15 protein-coding genes and 1 riboswitch are annotated in these 15906 nt (G+C 48.4%); of the genes, 12 read left to right on the top strand and 3 right to left on the bottom strand.

From position 1 onward, the window contains the following. Positions 1 to 80: 80 nt before the first annotated feature. The 10 genes from KNQ09_RS15500 (at position 81) to lysA (ending at position 10898) form a co-directional block, all read left to right on the top strand. On the top strand, positions 81 to 1286 hold the full coding sequence (locus tag KNQ09_RS15500) for an argininosuccinate synthase (protein ID WP_214858949.1): 1206 nt from the start codon (positions 81 to 83) through the stop codon (positions 1284 to 1286). Further along, complete coding sequence (gene argH, locus KNQ09_RS15495) at positions 1283 to 2653, top strand: argininosuccinate lyase (RefSeq protein WP_047395002.1); 1371 nt, start codon at positions 1283 to 1285, stop codon at positions 2651 to 2653. Before KNQ09_RS15500 ends, argH begins: the two co-directional genes overlap by 4 nt. A gap of 70 nt (positions 2654 to 2723) precedes the next feature. After that, positions 2724 to 2901, top strand: a riboswitch (Lysine riboswitch). A 112-nt stretch (positions 2902 to 3013) separates the two neighbouring features. Next, positions 3014 to 4213 carry an aspartate kinase gene (locus tag KNQ09_RS15490; protein WP_047395005.1) on the top strand — a complete coding sequence of 400 codons (1200 nt, stop codon included), beginning with the start codon at positions 3014 to 3016 and terminating at the stop codon, positions 4211 to 4213. Between the two features lie 13 nt (positions 4214 to 4226). After that, positions 4227 to 5219: an aspartate-semialdehyde dehydrogenase gene (locus KNQ09_RS15485; RefSeq protein ID WP_055966597.1), complete on the top strand. Its 993-nt coding sequence runs from the start codon at positions 4227 to 4229 to the stop codon at positions 5217 to 5219. A gap of 17 nt (positions 5220 to 5236) precedes the next feature. Beyond that, on the top strand, positions 5237 to 6118 hold the full coding sequence (dapA, locus tag KNQ09_RS15480) for a 4-hydroxy-tetrahydrodipicolinate synthase (protein ID WP_214858948.1): 882 nt from the start codon (positions 5237 to 5239) through the stop codon (positions 6116 to 6118). Continuing rightward, on the top strand, positions 6115 to 6861 hold the full coding sequence (dapB, locus tag KNQ09_RS15475) for a 4-hydroxy-tetrahydrodipicolinate reductase (RefSeq protein ID WP_023467121.1): 747 nt from the start codon (positions 6115 to 6117) through the stop codon (positions 6859 to 6861). Before dapA ends, dapB begins: the two co-directional genes overlap by 4 nt. Beyond that, positions 6848 to 7555, top strand: a complete 708-nt coding sequence (gene dapD / locus KNQ09_RS15470; protein WP_029340774.1) for a 2,3,4,5-tetrahydropyridine-2,6-dicarboxylate N-acetyltransferase — start codon at positions 6848 to 6850, stop codon at positions 7553 to 7555. The genes dapB and dapD overlap by 14 nt, the downstream gene beginning before the upstream one ends. Before the next feature lie 25 nt (positions 7556 to 7580). Next, positions 7581 to 8513 carry a branched-chain amino acid transaminase gene (locus tag KNQ09_RS15465; RefSeq protein ID WP_023467124.1) on the top strand — a complete coding sequence of 311 codons (933 nt, stop codon included), beginning with the start codon at positions 7581 to 7583 and terminating at the stop codon, positions 8511 to 8513. Beyond that, positions 8510 to 9568, top strand: a complete 1059-nt coding sequence (gene alr / locus KNQ09_RS15460; protein WP_214858947.1) for an alanine racemase — start codon at positions 8510 to 8512, stop codon at positions 9566 to 9568. The genes KNQ09_RS15465 and alr overlap by 4 nt, the downstream gene beginning before the upstream one ends. A 13-nt stretch (positions 9569 to 9581) precedes the next feature. Beyond that, positions 9582 to 10898 (top strand): diaminopimelate decarboxylase, encoded by a 1317-nt coding sequence (lysA, locus tag KNQ09_RS15455; RefSeq protein ID WP_214858946.1) that lies wholly within the window; start codon positions 9582 to 9584, stop codon positions 10896 to 10898. A gap of 124 nt (positions 10899 to 11022) precedes the next feature. Here lysA and KNQ09_RS15450 read toward each other — a convergent pair whose 3' ends face one another. Further along, positions 11023 to 12018 (bottom strand): LysM peptidoglycan-binding domain-containing protein, encoded by a 996-nt coding sequence (locus KNQ09_RS15450; RefSeq protein WP_214858945.1) that lies wholly within the window; start codon positions 12016 to 12018, stop codon positions 11023 to 11025. A 192-nt stretch (positions 12019 to 12210) separates the two neighbouring features. Here KNQ09_RS15450 and KNQ09_RS15445 point away from each other — a divergent pair, with 192 nt between their 5' ends. Continuing rightward, positions 12211 to 13338: an ABC transporter ATP-binding protein gene (locus KNQ09_RS15445; protein ID WP_029340778.1), complete on the top strand. Its 1128-nt coding sequence runs from the start codon at positions 12211 to 12213 to the stop codon at positions 13336 to 13338. Beyond that, positions 13335 to 14918, top strand: coding sequence for an ABC transporter permease/substrate-binding protein (locus KNQ09_RS15440; protein WP_029340779.1), 1584 nt, complete (start codon positions 13335 to 13337; stop codon positions 14916 to 14918). Before KNQ09_RS15445 ends, KNQ09_RS15440 begins: the two co-directional genes overlap by 4 nt. A 145-nt stretch (positions 14919 to 15063) precedes the next feature. Here the strand turns inward: KNQ09_RS15440 and KNQ09_RS15435 are convergent, their stop codons facing one another. Together KNQ09_RS15435 and KNQ09_RS15430 are read right to left on the bottom strand one after the other, a co-directional pair. After that, a complete protein-coding gene (locus tag KNQ09_RS15435; protein WP_050678068.1) occupies positions 15064 to 15249 on the bottom strand; it encodes a hypothetical protein in 186 nt (61 codons plus the stop codon). A gap of 111 nt (positions 15250 to 15360) precedes the next feature. After that, positions 15361 to 15900, bottom strand: coding sequence for a gamma carbonic anhydrase family protein (locus KNQ09_RS15430; RefSeq protein WP_214858944.1), 540 nt, complete (start codon positions 15898 to 15900; stop codon positions 15361 to 15363). Positions 15901 to 15906 lie beyond the last annotated feature (6 nt).

The following is a 15906-nucleotide window of genomic DNA, read 5'->3' as shown; positions in this document are numbered from 1 at the left end:
TTTTGTTTTCTATGTATATATATAATTCATAATGAATTTTTATACAGACAGATGAATTTAAAACCAGGAGGGAATTATACATGTCGAAACAAAAATTGATCTTAGCGTACTCTGGGGGACTTGATACATCGGTAGCCATCAAATGGTTGAGCAAGGACTATGACGTCATTGCCTTATGCATGGATGTCGGAGAAGGAAAAGATTTATCCGTCATTAAAGAAAAAGCACTCCTCGTCGGTGCGATCGAATCGATCGTCCTCGATGTTAAAGAAGAATTCGCACAAGACTTCGTCTTGCCAGCACTTCAATATGGCGCTCATTACGAAAATGCCTATCCGTTGATTTCAGCGCTTTCGCGTCCGTTGATCGCAGAAAAGCTTGTCGAAGTCGCGCATCAACATGGTGCAACGGCGGTCGCTCACGGATGTACCGGAAAAGGGAACGACCAAGTCCGGTTCGAAGTTTCGGTCGCAGCACTTGATCCATCACTCGAAGTCATCGCACCGGTTCGGGAATGGAAATGGTCACGGGAAGAAGAGATCGCCTATGCGAAAGAAAACAACGTGCCGATCCCGATCAACCTCGATAGCCCATACTCAATCGACATGAATCTCTGGGGACGGAGTAACGAGTGTGGCGTCCTAGAAAACCCTTGGACAGAGCCACCACAAGACGCTTACGCGTTAACAGTAGCGCCAGAAGACGCTCCGGATCAGGCAGAAGAAGTCATCATTGGCTTTGAAGCAGGTGTTCCGGTCTCGATCAACGGAACGACATATCCACTGGCGAAACTGATCACGGAACTGAACATCATCGCTGGTGCACATGGGGTCGGACGGATCGACCACGTCGAGAACCGTCTCGTCGGTATCAAATCGCGGGAAGTCTATGAGTGCCCAGGAGCAACGGTTTTACTCAAAGCTCACGCTGCACTCGAGACGATTACATTGACGAAGGACGTCGCGCATTTCAAACCACTACTCAGCAAACAATACGCAGAAACGATCTATAACGGTCTCTTCCATGCACCATTGACGAAAGGCTTGAAAGCATTCCTGACGGCGACACAACAGGACGTCACAGGAGAAGTTCGCGTTAAACTGTTCAAAGGAAACGCAACCGTGACAGGTCGTCAGTCCGTTGTCTCACTCTACGATGAGAAACTTGCGACGTATACGAAAGAAGACGCGTTCGATCATGAAGCAGCAAAAGGCTTCATCAAATTACACGGACTTGCCGTTTCGACTCATGCGAGCGTACATCGTCAGGCGGGTGTCACGAAATGACCAAACTCTGGGGTGGACGTTTTACGGAAAGTGCTTCCGCTCAAGCGGAAGCCTTCGGAGCATCAATCACGTTCGATCAAAAATTAGCGAGCGTCGATTTAAAAGGCAGTCTCGCACACGCGCAGATGCTATTTGAACAAGGGATCCTCGCTCAAGACGAGTGGACACAAATCGAGCAAGGACTGAAGCAACTGGAAACGACGTTAGCGGATCATGTGTATACGCTAGCAGATGAAGACATTCACATGAATCTCGAGCGTCTATTGACGGAACAGATTGGTCCGGTTGCAGGAAAACTGCATACGGCACGGAGCCGAAATGACCAGGTCGCAACGGATTTACATCTATGGATGGAACAACATGTTGAAGCGTTGACGACGGCATTACGCGAGCTCCAATCGGTTATCACGGAACAAGCTGAGCAACATATCGAGACGGTCATGCCAGGTTATACGCATTTGCAACGGGCACAACCGATCTCGCTTGCGCATCACTTGCTCGCTTATTTCTGGATGTTCGAACGTGATGTCGAACGGTTGACGGATAATCAAAAGCGGATCCGGAAATCACCGCTCGGGGCAGGCGCGCTCGCGGGGACGACATTCCCAATCGATCGTTTCCGTTCTGCCGAGTTGCTCGGTTTTGAGTCAATCTATCCGAACAGTCTCGACGCTGTCTCCGACCGCGATTTCGTCATCGAATACCTCGGGATCGCCTCGACCGTCATGATGCATCTCTCGCGTTTTTGTGAAGAAATCATCATCTGGGCATCGCAAGAATTTGGCTTCATCGAGTTGTCTGATGCTTTCTCGACAGGATCGAGCATGATGCCACAGAAGAAAAATCCTGATTTCGCTGAATTGATTCGTGGGAAAACGGGGCGCGTCTATGGCAATCTGATGGGCTTCTTGACGACGATGAAGGCATTACCACTCGCTTACAACAAAGACATGCAAGAGGATAAGGAAGGGGTCTTCGATACAGCAGATACCGTTCTCCAATCCGTTCAAATCTTCACCGGAATGATTGAATCTGCGACGTTTAAGACCGAAGCGCTCAAGAAGGCGACAATGCAAGACTTCTCGAATGCAACGGAACTCGCCGACTACCTTGTAACGAAAGGCATACCGTTCCGGGAAGCGCATGAAATCGTCGGCAAAGCCGTCCTTTACTGTGTGCAGAACGGTTGTTTCCTGAAGGATTTGAACCTCGAGACGTATCAAACGTTCCATCCTGATATCACAGAAGACGTCTATCCGCTCCTCGATCCGGTTCAAGCAGTAGCACGCCGGACTAGCTACGGCGGGACAGGGTTTGCTGCCGTGTCGGAGCAACTCGAACTCGCGAAACAGCATCTTGCGAATTGACGAATTTTGAAAAAAAACAGTCAAATGACTGGATTTAACAAAAGATGTCTGCTATAACTGTAACTAACAACCGACAGATAGAGGCGCGGATGACATGAGTAGCATCATTCTTGAAGGCAAGCATGCCGAATGATGTGAAAGGGGAAGTCCGCCGAAGTGAATGAGAAGATGCTTCTTCTTGTTTGCTGGTACAACGGTTAAGATCCGTTGTACTGCCGAAACCGATGTTTCGGAGCGCTATCTTACGTAAAAGAACGAATGACTTTGTCTTCGTTTGTCCGATCGTGATAACGACGGGCCGTAGGAACGCTCCTACCGGCCCGTCGTTTTTTTCTGTATCGGGACAAAGGAGATAGGATTGTGACAACTGTACTTAAATTTGGTGGAAGCTCGGTTGCGACTGTCGAACAGATTCAGTCTATTGCGAATTATTTGAAGAGTCGCGCAGCCGAAGGTGAAAAACTCGTCGTCGTCGTTTCGGCGATGGGCAAGATGACAGATTCTTTGATCGCTCAGGCGCAAGCCATCACGGATCGCCCCGAGCGAAGAGAACTCGATCGACTGCTTGCCATCGGAGAAGAACAGACGATTTCATTACTCAGCATCGCCCTCAACTCGCTCGGTGTCAAAGCGTTATCGCAAACAGGCGCTCAAGCAGGAATCAGCACGATGGGCGTGCATACGAAAAGTAAGATCAAACAGATCGATGGAGATCTGTTACGACAAAAACTCGAAACGTACGATGTCGTCATTGTCGCCGGATTCCAAGGTGTCAACGAACTCGGTGATGTCACGACGCTTGGACGGGGTGGGTCGGATACAACGGCAGTTGCCCTTGCGGCAGTCCTTGATAAACGGTGCGAAATCTATACCGATGTCGACGGTGTCTATACAGCTGATCCGCGAATCCATGCCGCCGCTCAACCGATTCCACATATCTCGTATGATGAGATGATGGAAATGAGCGCCCTCGGGTCGAAGGTCATGGAAATGCGAAGTGTCGAACTAGGAAAAAAATACGGCGTACACATCTTCGTCGGGAAAACACTTGAATCGAAAAGGGGAACATGGATCATGGAAGCGACGGAAACAATGGAACAAAAAGCGGTGACGAGTGTCAGTGTGACGAAGAACGTCTTGACGGTATCAATCAAACACGTACCGCAAACGAATGCAGCAGTAGCCGATATCTTCGAACTGTTATCCAATCGCCACGTCAACATCGACATGATCAGTCAAACGACGTTCGACAGTGACATTTTCTTATCGTTCTCATGTCCACTCGATGAGGAAGAGTTCCTCGATGAAGCATTGAAAGACATCATGGATCGCTTCACGACAGTCAAGGTCGATCGCCATAATCAACACGCGAAATTATCTGTCGTCGGAATCGGGATGCGGGATGCAACAGGTGTCGCTTCGAAATTGTTCGCAATTTTCCGAGCAGAGAACATTCCGTTCTATCAAGTTACGACTTCAGAAATCAGCATCTCATACACGATTGCACAAGCAGATATTGAACGGACGGTTGCAGCGATTGCAAACGCGTTCGAGTTATAAGGAGGAAAACAGGATGTATCATGTAGCAGTCATTGGAGCAACCGGCGCCGTCGGTCAAAAAATGTTACAAGTACTAGCCGAACTGGACTTCCCGGTCAGCCGCCTGTCCGCTTACGCTTCTGCTCGTTCAGCAGGGAACACGGTACAGTTCAAGGAAGAAGCCATTACGATCCAAGCACTGACACCAAGTATCACGGAAGACGAGATTGACGTCGCGTTGTTCGCGGCGGGCGGAACGATCAGTGAACAATATGCCCCGTTACTAGCTGAAAACGGAACACTCGTCGTTGATAATTCAAGTGCTTTCCGGATGCAGGAGACGATTCCGCTTGTCGTGCCAGAAGTCAATCCACAAGCGATTCAAGCGACGGACCGCTTGATCGCAAATCCGAACTGTTCGACGATTCAATCCGTCGTCGCCTTAGCACCGCTCCAGTCACTGGGATTCGAGCGTGTCAACTATACGACGTATCAGGCCGTATCCGGTTCTGGTCAAAAAGGAATCGAGGATCTGGCACGTGGAGCACGCGGAGAAGAGCCCGTCAATTATCCGCATCCGATTCACGATAATATCTTGCCACATATCGATGTGTTCCTTGAGAACGGCTATACGAAAGAAGAGCAGAAGATGATTGACGAAACACGGAAAATCTTCAATCTTCCAGCACTACCAGTCAGTGCGACATGTGTGCGTGTTCCAGTCACGAATTCTCACTCGGTTGCGATCAACGTCACGTTTACGCAGCCGACGACGGTTGCAGCGATCCGTGAAGCACTTGAAGGCGCACCGGGCGTCGTCCTCATCGATGATGTCGCGAATACGCGTTATCCGATGCCACTCGATGCAAGTGGTACGGACGATGTCTATGTCGGACGAATTCGACAAGATGATAGTCTCGCGAACACGTTCCATCTCTGGTGTGTAGCCGACAACATTCGAAAAGGTGCCGCCTCGAATGCCGTACAAGTCGCACGCCAAGCAATCGAACAGTCGATTCATTCATAAAAAAGGAGGAGTTCTTCATGTTCAAAGGAGCAGGTACAGCGCTCGTCACACCATTTAATGAAGCAGGCGAGTTGGATCTACACGTATTCGAACGCCTGATCGAGCAACAACTCGCAGCGGGGATTCAGGCACTTGTCGTCGGAGGGACGACAGGAGAAGGTTCGACACTGACAAACACGGAATTCGAACAACTATTGACGACTGCCGTTCAAGTCACGGCAGGACGAGTACCCGTCATTGCCGGAACGGGTTCGAACAACACGGCAGTAACAATCGAGAAGACGTTACTCGCAGAACGCATCGGTGCGGACGCAGCGATGCTCGTCACACCGTACTACAATAAAACATCGCAAGCGGGTCTCGTCGCACATTTCACGGCGGTCGCTGATGCAACCGAATTACCAATCATGCTGTACAACGTTCCGTCGCGGACAGGCGTTGCGATCGCAGTCGAAACAGCAGTGACGTTAGCACGTCATCCACGCATCCAAGCGTTTAAGGAGGCGAGTGGAGACGTCAGCTTCATGGGTGAACTGATGGCGGCGATTCCGGAAGATTTCGCGGTCTTCTGTGGAAATGATGATCAAATCCTGCCGTACATGGCATGGGGGGCACAAGGCGTCATCTCAGTTCTTTCGAACCCGTACCCAGCAGAGACACAAGCACTTGCTGAGGCGTTACTCGCACAAGATCTCGTCACGGCACGCCGGATTCAGGCAGACTTGTTACCGGTCATCGGTGCCTTGTTCAGTGATGTCAATCCGATTCCAGTCAAAGCATCTCTTGAAGAACTCGGCTTTGCTGTCGGTGCGCCGCGCTTGCCGCTCGTCCGTCAATCGGAAGCGGGGCACGCCCACTTACTCGAAACGATGCGGGCTTACAAAGGGGTGGTTCGATGAAACTCGCGTTACACGGTTATGGGGCGACAGGACAATACGTCGTCGAACTCGCACCACAAAGTGTCGTAGCGATCGTTGACCGGACGAAGTCATCCGATACGATCGCTTCATATGCCGAGCTAACGGAGATGTCAGAAACGGTCGATGCGATCATCGACTTCTCGCATCCGAGTTTGCTACCGGATCTGCTCGCATATGGGCTGGCGACAAAAACACCACTCGTCATCGCGACGACTGGTTTTTCGGAGGCGGAACTGGCATCGATCAAGGACGCCGCAAAAGAAATTCCGATCTTCCAGTCGTACAACATGTCGTACGGCATCGCGATGGTGCAGCAACTGCTGAAGACACTCGTACCACTAGCAGGAGCGTATGACATCGAATTGCTCGAGAAACATCACAACCAAAAAGTCGATGCGCCAAGCGGAACAGCGGAGTTGTTATTGCAAACGATTCAGACGGCACGTGACGTCACACCGGTATATGACCGGTCACAGACGCGGCAAAAGCGAGAGACGAACGAGATCGGGATGCACGCGATGCGCGGTGGAACGATCTTCGGAGAACACGAAGTCTTATTCGCAGGTGTCGACGAATTGATTGAAATCAAACATACAGCGCTATCAAAAAAAGTATTTGCTTCTGGTGCGATCAAAGCAGCTGAGGCACTCATTCAAAAAACAGCGGGACTCTATACATTAGAGACGCTCTACACACAGGAGGATTCACATGTTACTCACTGATGCTTACGAAATTGCTAAATTCATTAAAGATGCTAAAAAACAAACACCGGTAAAACTTTACGTCAACGGCGATTTGGCGGGCTTGACGATCGAAGGCGCTACAGCATTCGGATCAGATGAATCAAAGATTTTCTTCGCGGATGCAGGACTTGCGGCTACTTTCTTAGAAAAGTATTCAGATCGCATCACGGATGTTCACGTGGAGTATGACCGTCGCAACAGTGCGGTACCAATGCTTGATACACGTCACTTGAATGCGCGCATCGAACCAGGTTCATGGATTCGTGATCATGTCGTCATCGGTGACAACGCAGTCGTCATGATGGGTGCCATCATCAATATCGGTGCATCAATCGGAGATGGTACAATGATTGATATGAACGCTGTCGTCGGTGCACGTGGGACGATCGGGAAAAACGTTCATGTCGGCGCAGGTGCCGTGGTCGCGGGTGTCCTCGAACCACCTTCAAAAACACCTGTCATCATTGAAGACGGTGTCTTGATCGGTGCGAATGCAGTCATCCTTGAAGGCGTGAAAGTCGGTAAAGATGCCGTCGTCGCTGCTGGTAGTGTCGTCACAGAAGACGTACCTGCTGGAAGCGTCGTTGCTGGAACACCTGCACGTGTCATCAAACAGAAAGATGCGAAAACAGAAGAGAAGACGCAATTGGTGGATGATTTACGTTCACTCTGATTGACGTCGAAGAGGAGGAAAACACATGGCAGTGGATACACAGTATGGAGAAGCAATTTGGTTAGATGGAGTCTTTCATGATCCGAAAGATGCGAACACAAGCGTCATGTCACATGCGATTCACTATGGTAGTGGATTCTTTGAAGGAATTCGTGCTTACGCGACACCGGACGGACCGGCGATTTTCCAATTGAAGGAACATATCGAACGTCTCTTCCGCAGTTGTGCGTATTATCACGTCACGATTCCGTATACGGTTGATGAACTCGTCCAAGCGACGATTGATCTAGTTGCGAAAAACGGATTTGAATCGTGTTATATCCGTCCATTCGTGTTCCTCGGTACGCCATGGCAAGCATTGATGGCGAAAGATACGACGGTTCATGTCGGCATCTCTTGCTGGGAGCTTGGGGAATACTTCGATAAAGGTGCTGGCATCCGTGCCAAAGTCGCATCATACCGCCGCGTCTCATCAACGATGATGCCGATGCAAGCGAAAGCGGCTGCGAACTATATGAACTCACAACTCTTAAAAGGTGAAGCGATCCGTGATGGATTTGATGAAGCAATCGCGCTCGACATGAACGGAAACGTTAGTGAAGCGAGTGTTGCGAATCTTTTCCTTCTTAAAAACGGAACGATTCATACACCGTCACTTGATTGTTCAGTACTCGACGGTATCACACGCCAAGTCATCATCCGTTTGGCGCAAGATCAAGGCTATCCTGTCGTCGAACGTCACATCGGACGCGATGAGTTATATGTCGCAGATGAGATCTTCTTAACAGGAACAGCTGCTGAAATCACGAGTGTCGGTGAAATCGATCATATCTCCATCAACGGCGGAACACGGAACGTCGCAGATGAGTTGCTCGATCTTTACCGTCAAGCCGTCACAGGTCAATTGCCGCAATATGCGGATTGGTTGACGTATGTGACACCAGCTGTCGCAGAATGACGACGCGTACACTCGTCACGATCGATCGGAAGGCGGTGCGACAGAACGTCGCATCGGTCTTCGCTCGGTCACGTAAACGTATTTTTGCCGTGGTCAAGAACAATGCGTACAACTTAGGCATGCTAGAGATGGTCGAAACGCTGATGGCGTCTGATGTGCATCACTTTGCTGTCGCCGAGTTGTATGAAGCCATTGAAATCAAAACGAATTTTCCAGACAGTTATGTACTGGTGATGAATCCGACGGAGGATTTTGAAACAGCACGACGTTTCAGAATTGCACTCGGTGTCTCATCGCTAGAATGGCTCGCCCTAAACAGTAAACAGCTGCAGGGAATCGAGTTACATTTGAAGATCAACGTCGGGATGAATCGTTTTGGTGTCAGTTCGCTTCAAGAGGCGGAAGCTGTTCTTGCGCTTGCGCAAGCAGATTCGCTCGCTTTAACAGGTTTATATACACACTTTCCGCTTGCCGATGAGCCGGATGCGGATCACGATGGACAAGTCGAACGTTTCGTCGCCATTGCCGATGTGTTACGAAAGCGCCATACGTTTACGTATATGCACTCGGAAAACAGTGCGACGATCGTCAAACACGATCCGCGTCTCGCATTTTGTAACTATGTCCGCCCTGGCATCTTCTTATTCGGCTATTCACCGATTGAAAAGATGGACTGGCTCGTTCCTTCGCTACGGATGACGACGGAGGTCGTTGAAATTCGCGAAATTGGACCGGGTGAGCATGTGGGATACGGGACGAACTTTACGAGTACAGAACCGATGCGGATTGCTATCTTACCCGTCGGATATGGAGACGGTGTAGTCCGTGGGCGTGCCGCGTTGCCTGTTCATATTAAAGAAAAACCTTATCCGGTCATCAATAAATTATTCATGAGTCATACGTTCGTCGCTGTCGATGGGACGATTGAGGTCGGAGACGAGGTCGTGCTATACGGGGATGGCGTTGAAATTGACGATATCACCCGGACAGGAGCAGCGAACAATTCAGAGCAGATGTGTGCCCGGTCTTGGCGTTTGACGCATCAGTATCTATAAGGAGGAACTTATTATGTATGGAAGTCAATACCTGACAGAAGAAAACAATATGTTGCACATCGATGGTGTCGCAGCGACCGATCTTGCAGCACAGTACGGAACACCGTTGTATGTGATGGCAGAGCGGGAGCTGACGGATCGATTAGAGACCGTCCGGGAACACTTCCTTGATAAGTATCCGAACACGTATGCTTCCTTCGCCTCAAAAGCACTGACTGTCAGTGCCGTATATGAACAAGTCGTTCGTCATGGTCTTGGAATCGATGTCGTCACAGGCGGGGAACTCTTCATCGCCCGTCAATCCGGGGTTCCAGCAGAACGAATCTATTTCCATGGTTCGAATAAATCAACGGCTGATCTTCAGTATGCCGTCGAGGAAGGAGTCGGACGGATTGTCATCGATCACTTTGCAGAGATTGCACAACTGGAATCGATTGCGGCACAAGCCGGTCAAACGGTTCATGTCCTGATTCGGATCGTCCCACAAGTCATCGGTGGGGCACATGCAAAAATCCAGACAGGTGGTGTCGATACGAAATTCGGTTTCTCGACGCATGCGTCAGATTACTTGGACGCAATCGAAGCGATTTTAGCATCGGAACATCTGTCGTTACTCGGCATCCATTGTCATGTCGGTTCGCAAATCCAAGATCCGTCACTGTTCGAACAGACGGCTCGGACGATGATGGGCTTCGTCGAAACGATTCGTGCGCATCATGGCTTCACAGTCAGCGAAGTTAATGTTGGCGGTGGCTTCGGTATTGCCTATACACAGGACGATCATCCGCTTGATTTTGAAGCGACGATTGCACGCGTCATGGATGTCATCGAGACGGAAACGGAGCGACTCGGCATCGAACGTCCGCGCATCGGGATCGAGCCAGGGCGCTGGGTCGTTGCGAATGCAGGAACGACACTGTATACGGTCGGGGCAATCAAAGAGATCGAAGGCGTCCGAACATATCTTTCGGTCGATGGCGGAATGACAGATAACATTCGCCCAGCACTTTACGGTGCGGTGTATGAAACGGTCATCGCTAACCGGATGAGTGGCGAAACGACCGAAGTGACGGTCGTTGGAGCAGCTTGTGAATCAGGGGATCTCGTCGCTGAAAAAGCACAGTTGGTTACACCGAACGGTGGCGATACACTTGCTGTCTTTGGGACAGGAGCGTATAACTTTTCGATGGCAAGCAACTACAACCAGTTCTTACGTCCGGCACTCATTTTCGTTCGGGACGGGGAATCCCGTGAAGTCGTCCGTCGACAAACGTATGCGGATTTGATTCAGTGTGATCTTGGGATCAACGGTGTCCGATCAGAGTCATAAGAGGTGCGGGGTCAAACGAAAGGACAAAAAAACCGACGCTATCGCGCCGATTTCATGCATGCGATCTAAAGCGATTCTTCTCTTGAATAGAGAGGGATCGTTTTTTTTGTTGTGATCAGCAGATTCAGTTTGGAATTTTTAAGACTTGTCCAATGAGCAATAGGTTCGGATTCGTAATGTTGTTTGCCTGCATCAATGCTGTGACGGTGACACCATATCGTGTCGCAATCGAGTAAAGTGTATCACCGGCTTTAACCGTATAAGTCGTTGTTGGAATTTTCAAGACTTGACCGACGTTCAACAGATTCCAGTTCGTGATGTTATTCGCACTCGCGAGGGCAGAGACCGAGACGTTGTATTTGCGGGCGATGGAATAGAGTGTATCGCCAGCTTTGACGGTATACGTCGTACCGGTTGAAGTCGGTGACCGTAACAGTTCTGAAATCGTGACGAACGAATAGCCTTTTGCTTTTAGTTTTGAAATCATCGTCGGCAAGGCGGTCGGTGTTCCTTTCGCACCAGCACCGGTATGCATCAGAATAATCGATCCGGGAACGACTTTTGGTAATACACGATCCAAGATGGCTGTTGAAGAGATGCCTTTCCAATCCGTCGTATCAATATTCCATTGAATCGTTTTCGTATAACCTGCCGCCCCAACGGCACTCAATACGTTACTATTACTTGCACCGAACGGCGCTCGGAAAATTGGTTTCGTCGTTTTTCCGGTCAAGGACCGGATGAGAGATTCTGTTCGGGATAATTCACTCGTCATCTGGCTTGCTGTTAAGGTCGTAAAATCCGGATGCGAATACGAGTGATTGCCGATTTGGTGTGTAGGAGAGGCAGTTGTGATGTTCTTGATCGATTGAGGATGATTGTTTGCACCACTGCCTGTCAAAAAGAAAGTCGCTTTCACTTGGTTATTTTTCAAGATGCTTAAGATTTTTGCAATGTTCGTCCCATCTGAACCGTCATCAAACGTCAATGCGACGACTTTTTGTGTCGTCGTTCCTTTCGTGACGAACGTAGAGCTCGCCGCATTAACCTGTGAAGGAATCGAAAGTGGACTAAGGAGAAGTAATCCGATCATCATGATGGTAGGTTTCTTGATGTTCATCGTCTAGTACCTCCTTCATCAAAAACATGCTTTACAAGTACTCTTTATTAAGGTATTCCCTTTATTTTAAAAAAAGAACTAAGAAATTCCCGTTTTGCAAAGAAATAAAACTAAATTACAGAAAATTTGTTTAAACCGTAATCTTTTTGGGAAACCATAATATATGGAAATAGTAAAAAGGAGTGAGAAGGAATGATCGAATTCAAAAACGTCGGTAAGCAGTTTAAGGACAATGTCGTCTTGAAAGGCTTATCGCTCGAGATTCAAAAGGGTGAACTCGTTGTTTTCATCGGACCAAGTGGCTGTGGGAAAACGACGTCACTTAAGATGATCAATCGACTGATCGAACCTTCTTCAGGCACGATTTTGGTCAACGGGAAGGACATCATGAAGACGGACACGATCGAATTAAGACGTCATATGGGATATGTCATTCAGCAAACCGGCTTGTTCCCTCACATGACGGTCCGGGAAAACATTCAATTGATTGCTGGGCTTGAGGGGAAGAACCACGATGAGATGGATCAACGGACAGAACAACTGTTGACGATGGTCGGGCTTGATCCAAAGCAATTCATCGATCGTTATCCAAGCGAACTCAGTGGTGGGCAGCAACAGCGTGTTGGTTTCGCACGAGCTTTAATGAATGATCCTGATGTCATTTTGATGGATGAGCCGTTCAGTGCACTCGATCCCGTTACCCGTAACGATCTACAGGAAGAACTTTTTAACTTGCAGGAAGAAGTGAAAAAGACGATCGTTTTCGTCACCCATGATATGGATGAAGCGATCAAGTTAGCGGATCGGATATGTATCATGCGTGATGGGGAAATCGTCCAGTTCGATACTCCAGAAGAAATCTTGCGTCATCCAAAAGATGAATATGTCGAATCGTTCATCGGAAAAAATAAAATCTGGAGTAGTCCAGAATTCATCAAGGCAGAAGATATCATGATCGAGGACCCAGTTTCAATCAGTGGCAAACGGACGTTGTTGCAGGGAATTGAAATCATGCGTGGACGCAAAGTCGACAGCCTGTTGATCACCGATCGTGACCGCGTCTTACAAGGGCTGATTAAGTTGAAGAACATCCAGACGATTCCGGATAAGAGCCAACGGATTGAAGAAGTGATGGAGGGCGAAATCATCGCCGTCAATGAACACGATTCATTACTCGATGTTCTTGAAGTCATGAATCAGGAAGAGACTGGTTATCTACCAGTAACGGATGCAACAGGAAAACTCAGAGGGTTGATTACACGTAGTAGCTTACTTTCCGTCTTGAGTGAGCAATTCATTCATGAGGAGGAAGTCCAATGAACGGATTCTTTGATTATGTAAAAAATAATACCGATCAGATCGGTGATTTATTGCTAGAGCACTTACAGCTGACAGTCTTTGCCGTCGTCATCGCGGTCGTTCTCGGGATTCCGATCGGGATCCTGATCACCCGTTACCAAAAGTTCGCGAAACCTGTCCTTGCGCTGACGAGTGTCGTGCAAGCCGTTCCGAGTCTTGCCTTACTTGGTTTCTTGATTCCGTTCATTGGTATCGGATCGACACCAGCGATCATCATGGTCGTGCTTTATTCACTCTTGCCAATCGTTAAAAATACGTACACGGGTCTGTCGAGCATTCCAGGGGACACGCTCGAAGCAGCTAAAGGAATTGGTTTAACGGATCGGCAAATCCTCAGTAAGGTTCAGATTCCACTTGCCTTGCCGATCATGATGGCAGGGATTCGAATTTCAGCCGTTACAGCTGTTGGTTTAATGACGATCTCAGCATTCATCGGTGCCGGTGGTCTTGGTTACCTCGTCTTCTCAGGTATTCAAACAGTTGATAATAACCAGATTCTTGCCGGAGCAATTCCAGCCGGTATTTTAGCACTCGTCATCGACTTCGTCGTCAGTCGGATTGAATACTCCGTGGCGCCAAATGGGATTCCACTTGCAGATGGTCGGATCAAGAATAAGGCACGGAAGCGTCGTAAGGCGATGCCAGCTGGACGTAAGATCGCGATTGCAAGTATCGTCTTCTTATTAATCGGTGGAACGGTCGCTTACTCTTTCCTCAAGGAAGATAAGATCGTCATCGGATCGAAGAACTTTACGGAACAATTGATTCTCGGAAATATGTTAGCGGATTTAATCGAAGATAAAACGGATTTGGAAGTCGAACGTCAATTGAACCTCGGGGGGACGAAAGTCGCTTACGGGGCGCTTGAAAAAGGGGAAATTGACGCGTATGTCGAGTACACAGGTACTTTATTGATCGACGTGCTCAAGCAAGACGTTGAGACGGATCCGGAAACGGTCTATGCAAAAGTCGGGAAGATGATTCCTGAGAAAAGTCAGGTCGACGTCCTGGACCCAATCGGTTTCAACAATACGTATGCCCTTGCTATGACGAAAGAAGATATCGAAAAATATGACTTGAAGACGGTATCAGATATGTCAAAAGTCAGTGATCGTTTGATTCTCGGATCAACAATCGAATTTGCGAACCGAGAAGATGGTTATCTTGGTCTGAAGAAAAAGTATCCAGATATGAAGTTCCAAGATGTACAACCCGTCGATGGAGGACTCCGTTATACAGCACTGACAAATGGTCGAACGAACGTCATCGATAGCTTCTCAACAGATGGTTTGTTACAAAAATTCGATTTAACAGTGCTAGAAGACGATAAAAAATTCTTCCCACCATACTATGCGGTACCGCTTGTTCGTCAAGAAACACTTGAAGAACATCCGGAGCTGAAAAAAGTCCTCAACACGTTAAAAGATAAAATTACGGATGAGAAGATGCAAGAATTGAATTACAAAGCAGATGTCGAGAAACAGCGTCCTGAAAAAGTCGCGCGTGATTTCTTGATCGAAGAAGGATTAATTTCAAAATAAACAGATAGAGCCGAGGCGGGAATCCGCTTCGGCTCTTTTTGTATGCGCGCTGACGCGCTATATCGTTTTGGAAAATACGTAATCAAGTGATTAAATTATTTTTTGATGCGACTAGCGAGCCAAGCGCGAACAGTGCGTTGCTGAATCATACACGTTCTTCCTCTCGGTTTAATGTTCCAAGGCGGTGCTCGGCATCTTTAACGATACGTGCTTGGATCTCGACTGTCAACCAATCCGTTTCCGATTCGGGTAACGTCGGCAAACCGTAACTTGGGTTATTCGTAGATGAAAACAAATCAGACATGATGCGTTCTTCGTATACTGGAATCATATAAAATCCCCTCTCTGTGTCTTGATTCATCTCTTACACCTTTAGTGTACGAAAGAATTGTAAAGACGGAAGAGGGGAGGTGTTAAGAACCCGTGAACTTTGTAAACGTTCTCACAAACTTGTCAAATCCTCTGTGATGGCTTCACAACTGTCAGCATACTGCTGCCCTCGTTTCACGTATTTTCGGACTGTTCGTTCCATGATGAATCGATCATGGTCACTGATATCCCGGACGATTTTTGCAGGAACCCCCATGACCATCGCGCCGGCAGGTACCTTCATTTTTGGCGGCACAAGACTCCCTGCAGCAACGAATGCCCCTTCTCCGATTTCGGCTTCATCGAGGATCGTCGCCGACATTCCGATTAACGCTCCTTTTCGAATGATTCCGCCGTGAATCATCGCCATATGACCAATCGTCACTTCATCTTCAATGATGGTCGGATACCCTTCATACTGATGAATCATCGAACCATCTTGGATGTTGACGCGTTCCCCGATGTGAATCGGACCTTCATCTCCCCGGATGACCGTATTGAACCAGACAGATGAGTCTTTTCCGATCGTGACCTCTCCGATGACTTTAGATCCGTCCGCTAAATAAACGGATGGATCGATGTTTGGAACAAGTGAACCGACACTATATTTCATGCGTTT

This window comes from Exiguobacterium sp. s191, from assembly GCF_018618955.1.
GTDB lineage: Bacteria > Bacillota > Bacilli > Exiguobacteriales > Exiguobacteriaceae > Exiguobacterium_A > Exiguobacterium_A abrahamii.
Note: the sequence above shows the minus strand (reverse complement) of the source record. Positions and strands in the feature narration are given on the sequence as shown.

Bases quoted from the DNA above. Each gene is read 5' to 3' on its own strand.
- KNQ09_RS15435 (WP_050678068.1), bottom strand. From the start codon at position 15,249: ATGATTCCAGTATACGAAGAACGCATCATGTCTGATTTGTTTTCATCT.
- dapD (WP_029340774.1), top strand. From the start codon at position 6,848: ATGTTACTCACTGATGCTTACGAAATTGCTAAATTCATTAAAGATGCT.
- KNQ09_RS15430 (WP_214858944.1), bottom strand. From the start codon at position 15,900: ATGAAATATAGTGTCGGTTCACTTGTTCCAAACATCGATCCATCCGTT.
- alr (WP_214858947.1), top strand. From the start codon at position 8,510: ATGACGACGCGTACACTCGTCACGATCGATCGGAAGGCGGTGCGACAG.
- dapA (WP_214858948.1), top strand. From the start codon at position 5,237: ATGTTCAAAGGAGCAGGTACAGCGCTCGTCACACCATTTAATGAAGCA.
- dapB (WP_023467121.1), top strand. From the start codon at position 6,115: ATGAAACTCGCGTTACACGGTTATGGGGCGACAGGACAATACGTCGTC.
- KNQ09_RS15465 (WP_023467124.1), top strand. From the start codon at position 7,581: ATGGCAGTGGATACACAGTATGGAGAAGCAATTTGGTTAGATGGAGTC.
- KNQ09_RS15450 (WP_214858945.1), bottom strand. From the start codon at position 12,018: ATGAACATCAAGAAACCTACCATCATGATGATCGGATTACTTCTCCTT.
- KNQ09_RS15445 (WP_029340778.1), top strand. From the start codon at position 12,211: ATGATCGAATTCAAAAACGTCGGTAAGCAGTTTAAGGACAATGTCGTC.
- lysA (WP_214858946.1), top strand. From the start codon at position 9,582: ATGTATGGAAGTCAATACCTGACAGAAGAAAACAATATGTTGCACATC.
- KNQ09_RS15485 (WP_055966597.1), top strand. From the start codon at position 4,227: ATGTATCATGTAGCAGTCATTGGAGCAACCGGCGCCGTCGGTCAAAAA.
- KNQ09_RS15500 (WP_214858949.1), top strand. From the start codon at position 81: ATGTCGAAACAAAAATTGATCTTAGCGTACTCTGGGGGACTTGATACA.
- KNQ09_RS15440 (WP_029340779.1), top strand. From the start codon at position 13,335: ATGAACGGATTCTTTGATTATGTAAAAAATAATACCGATCAGATCGGT.
- argH (WP_047395002.1), top strand. From the start codon at position 1,283: ATGACCAAACTCTGGGGTGGACGTTTTACGGAAAGTGCTTCCGCTCAA.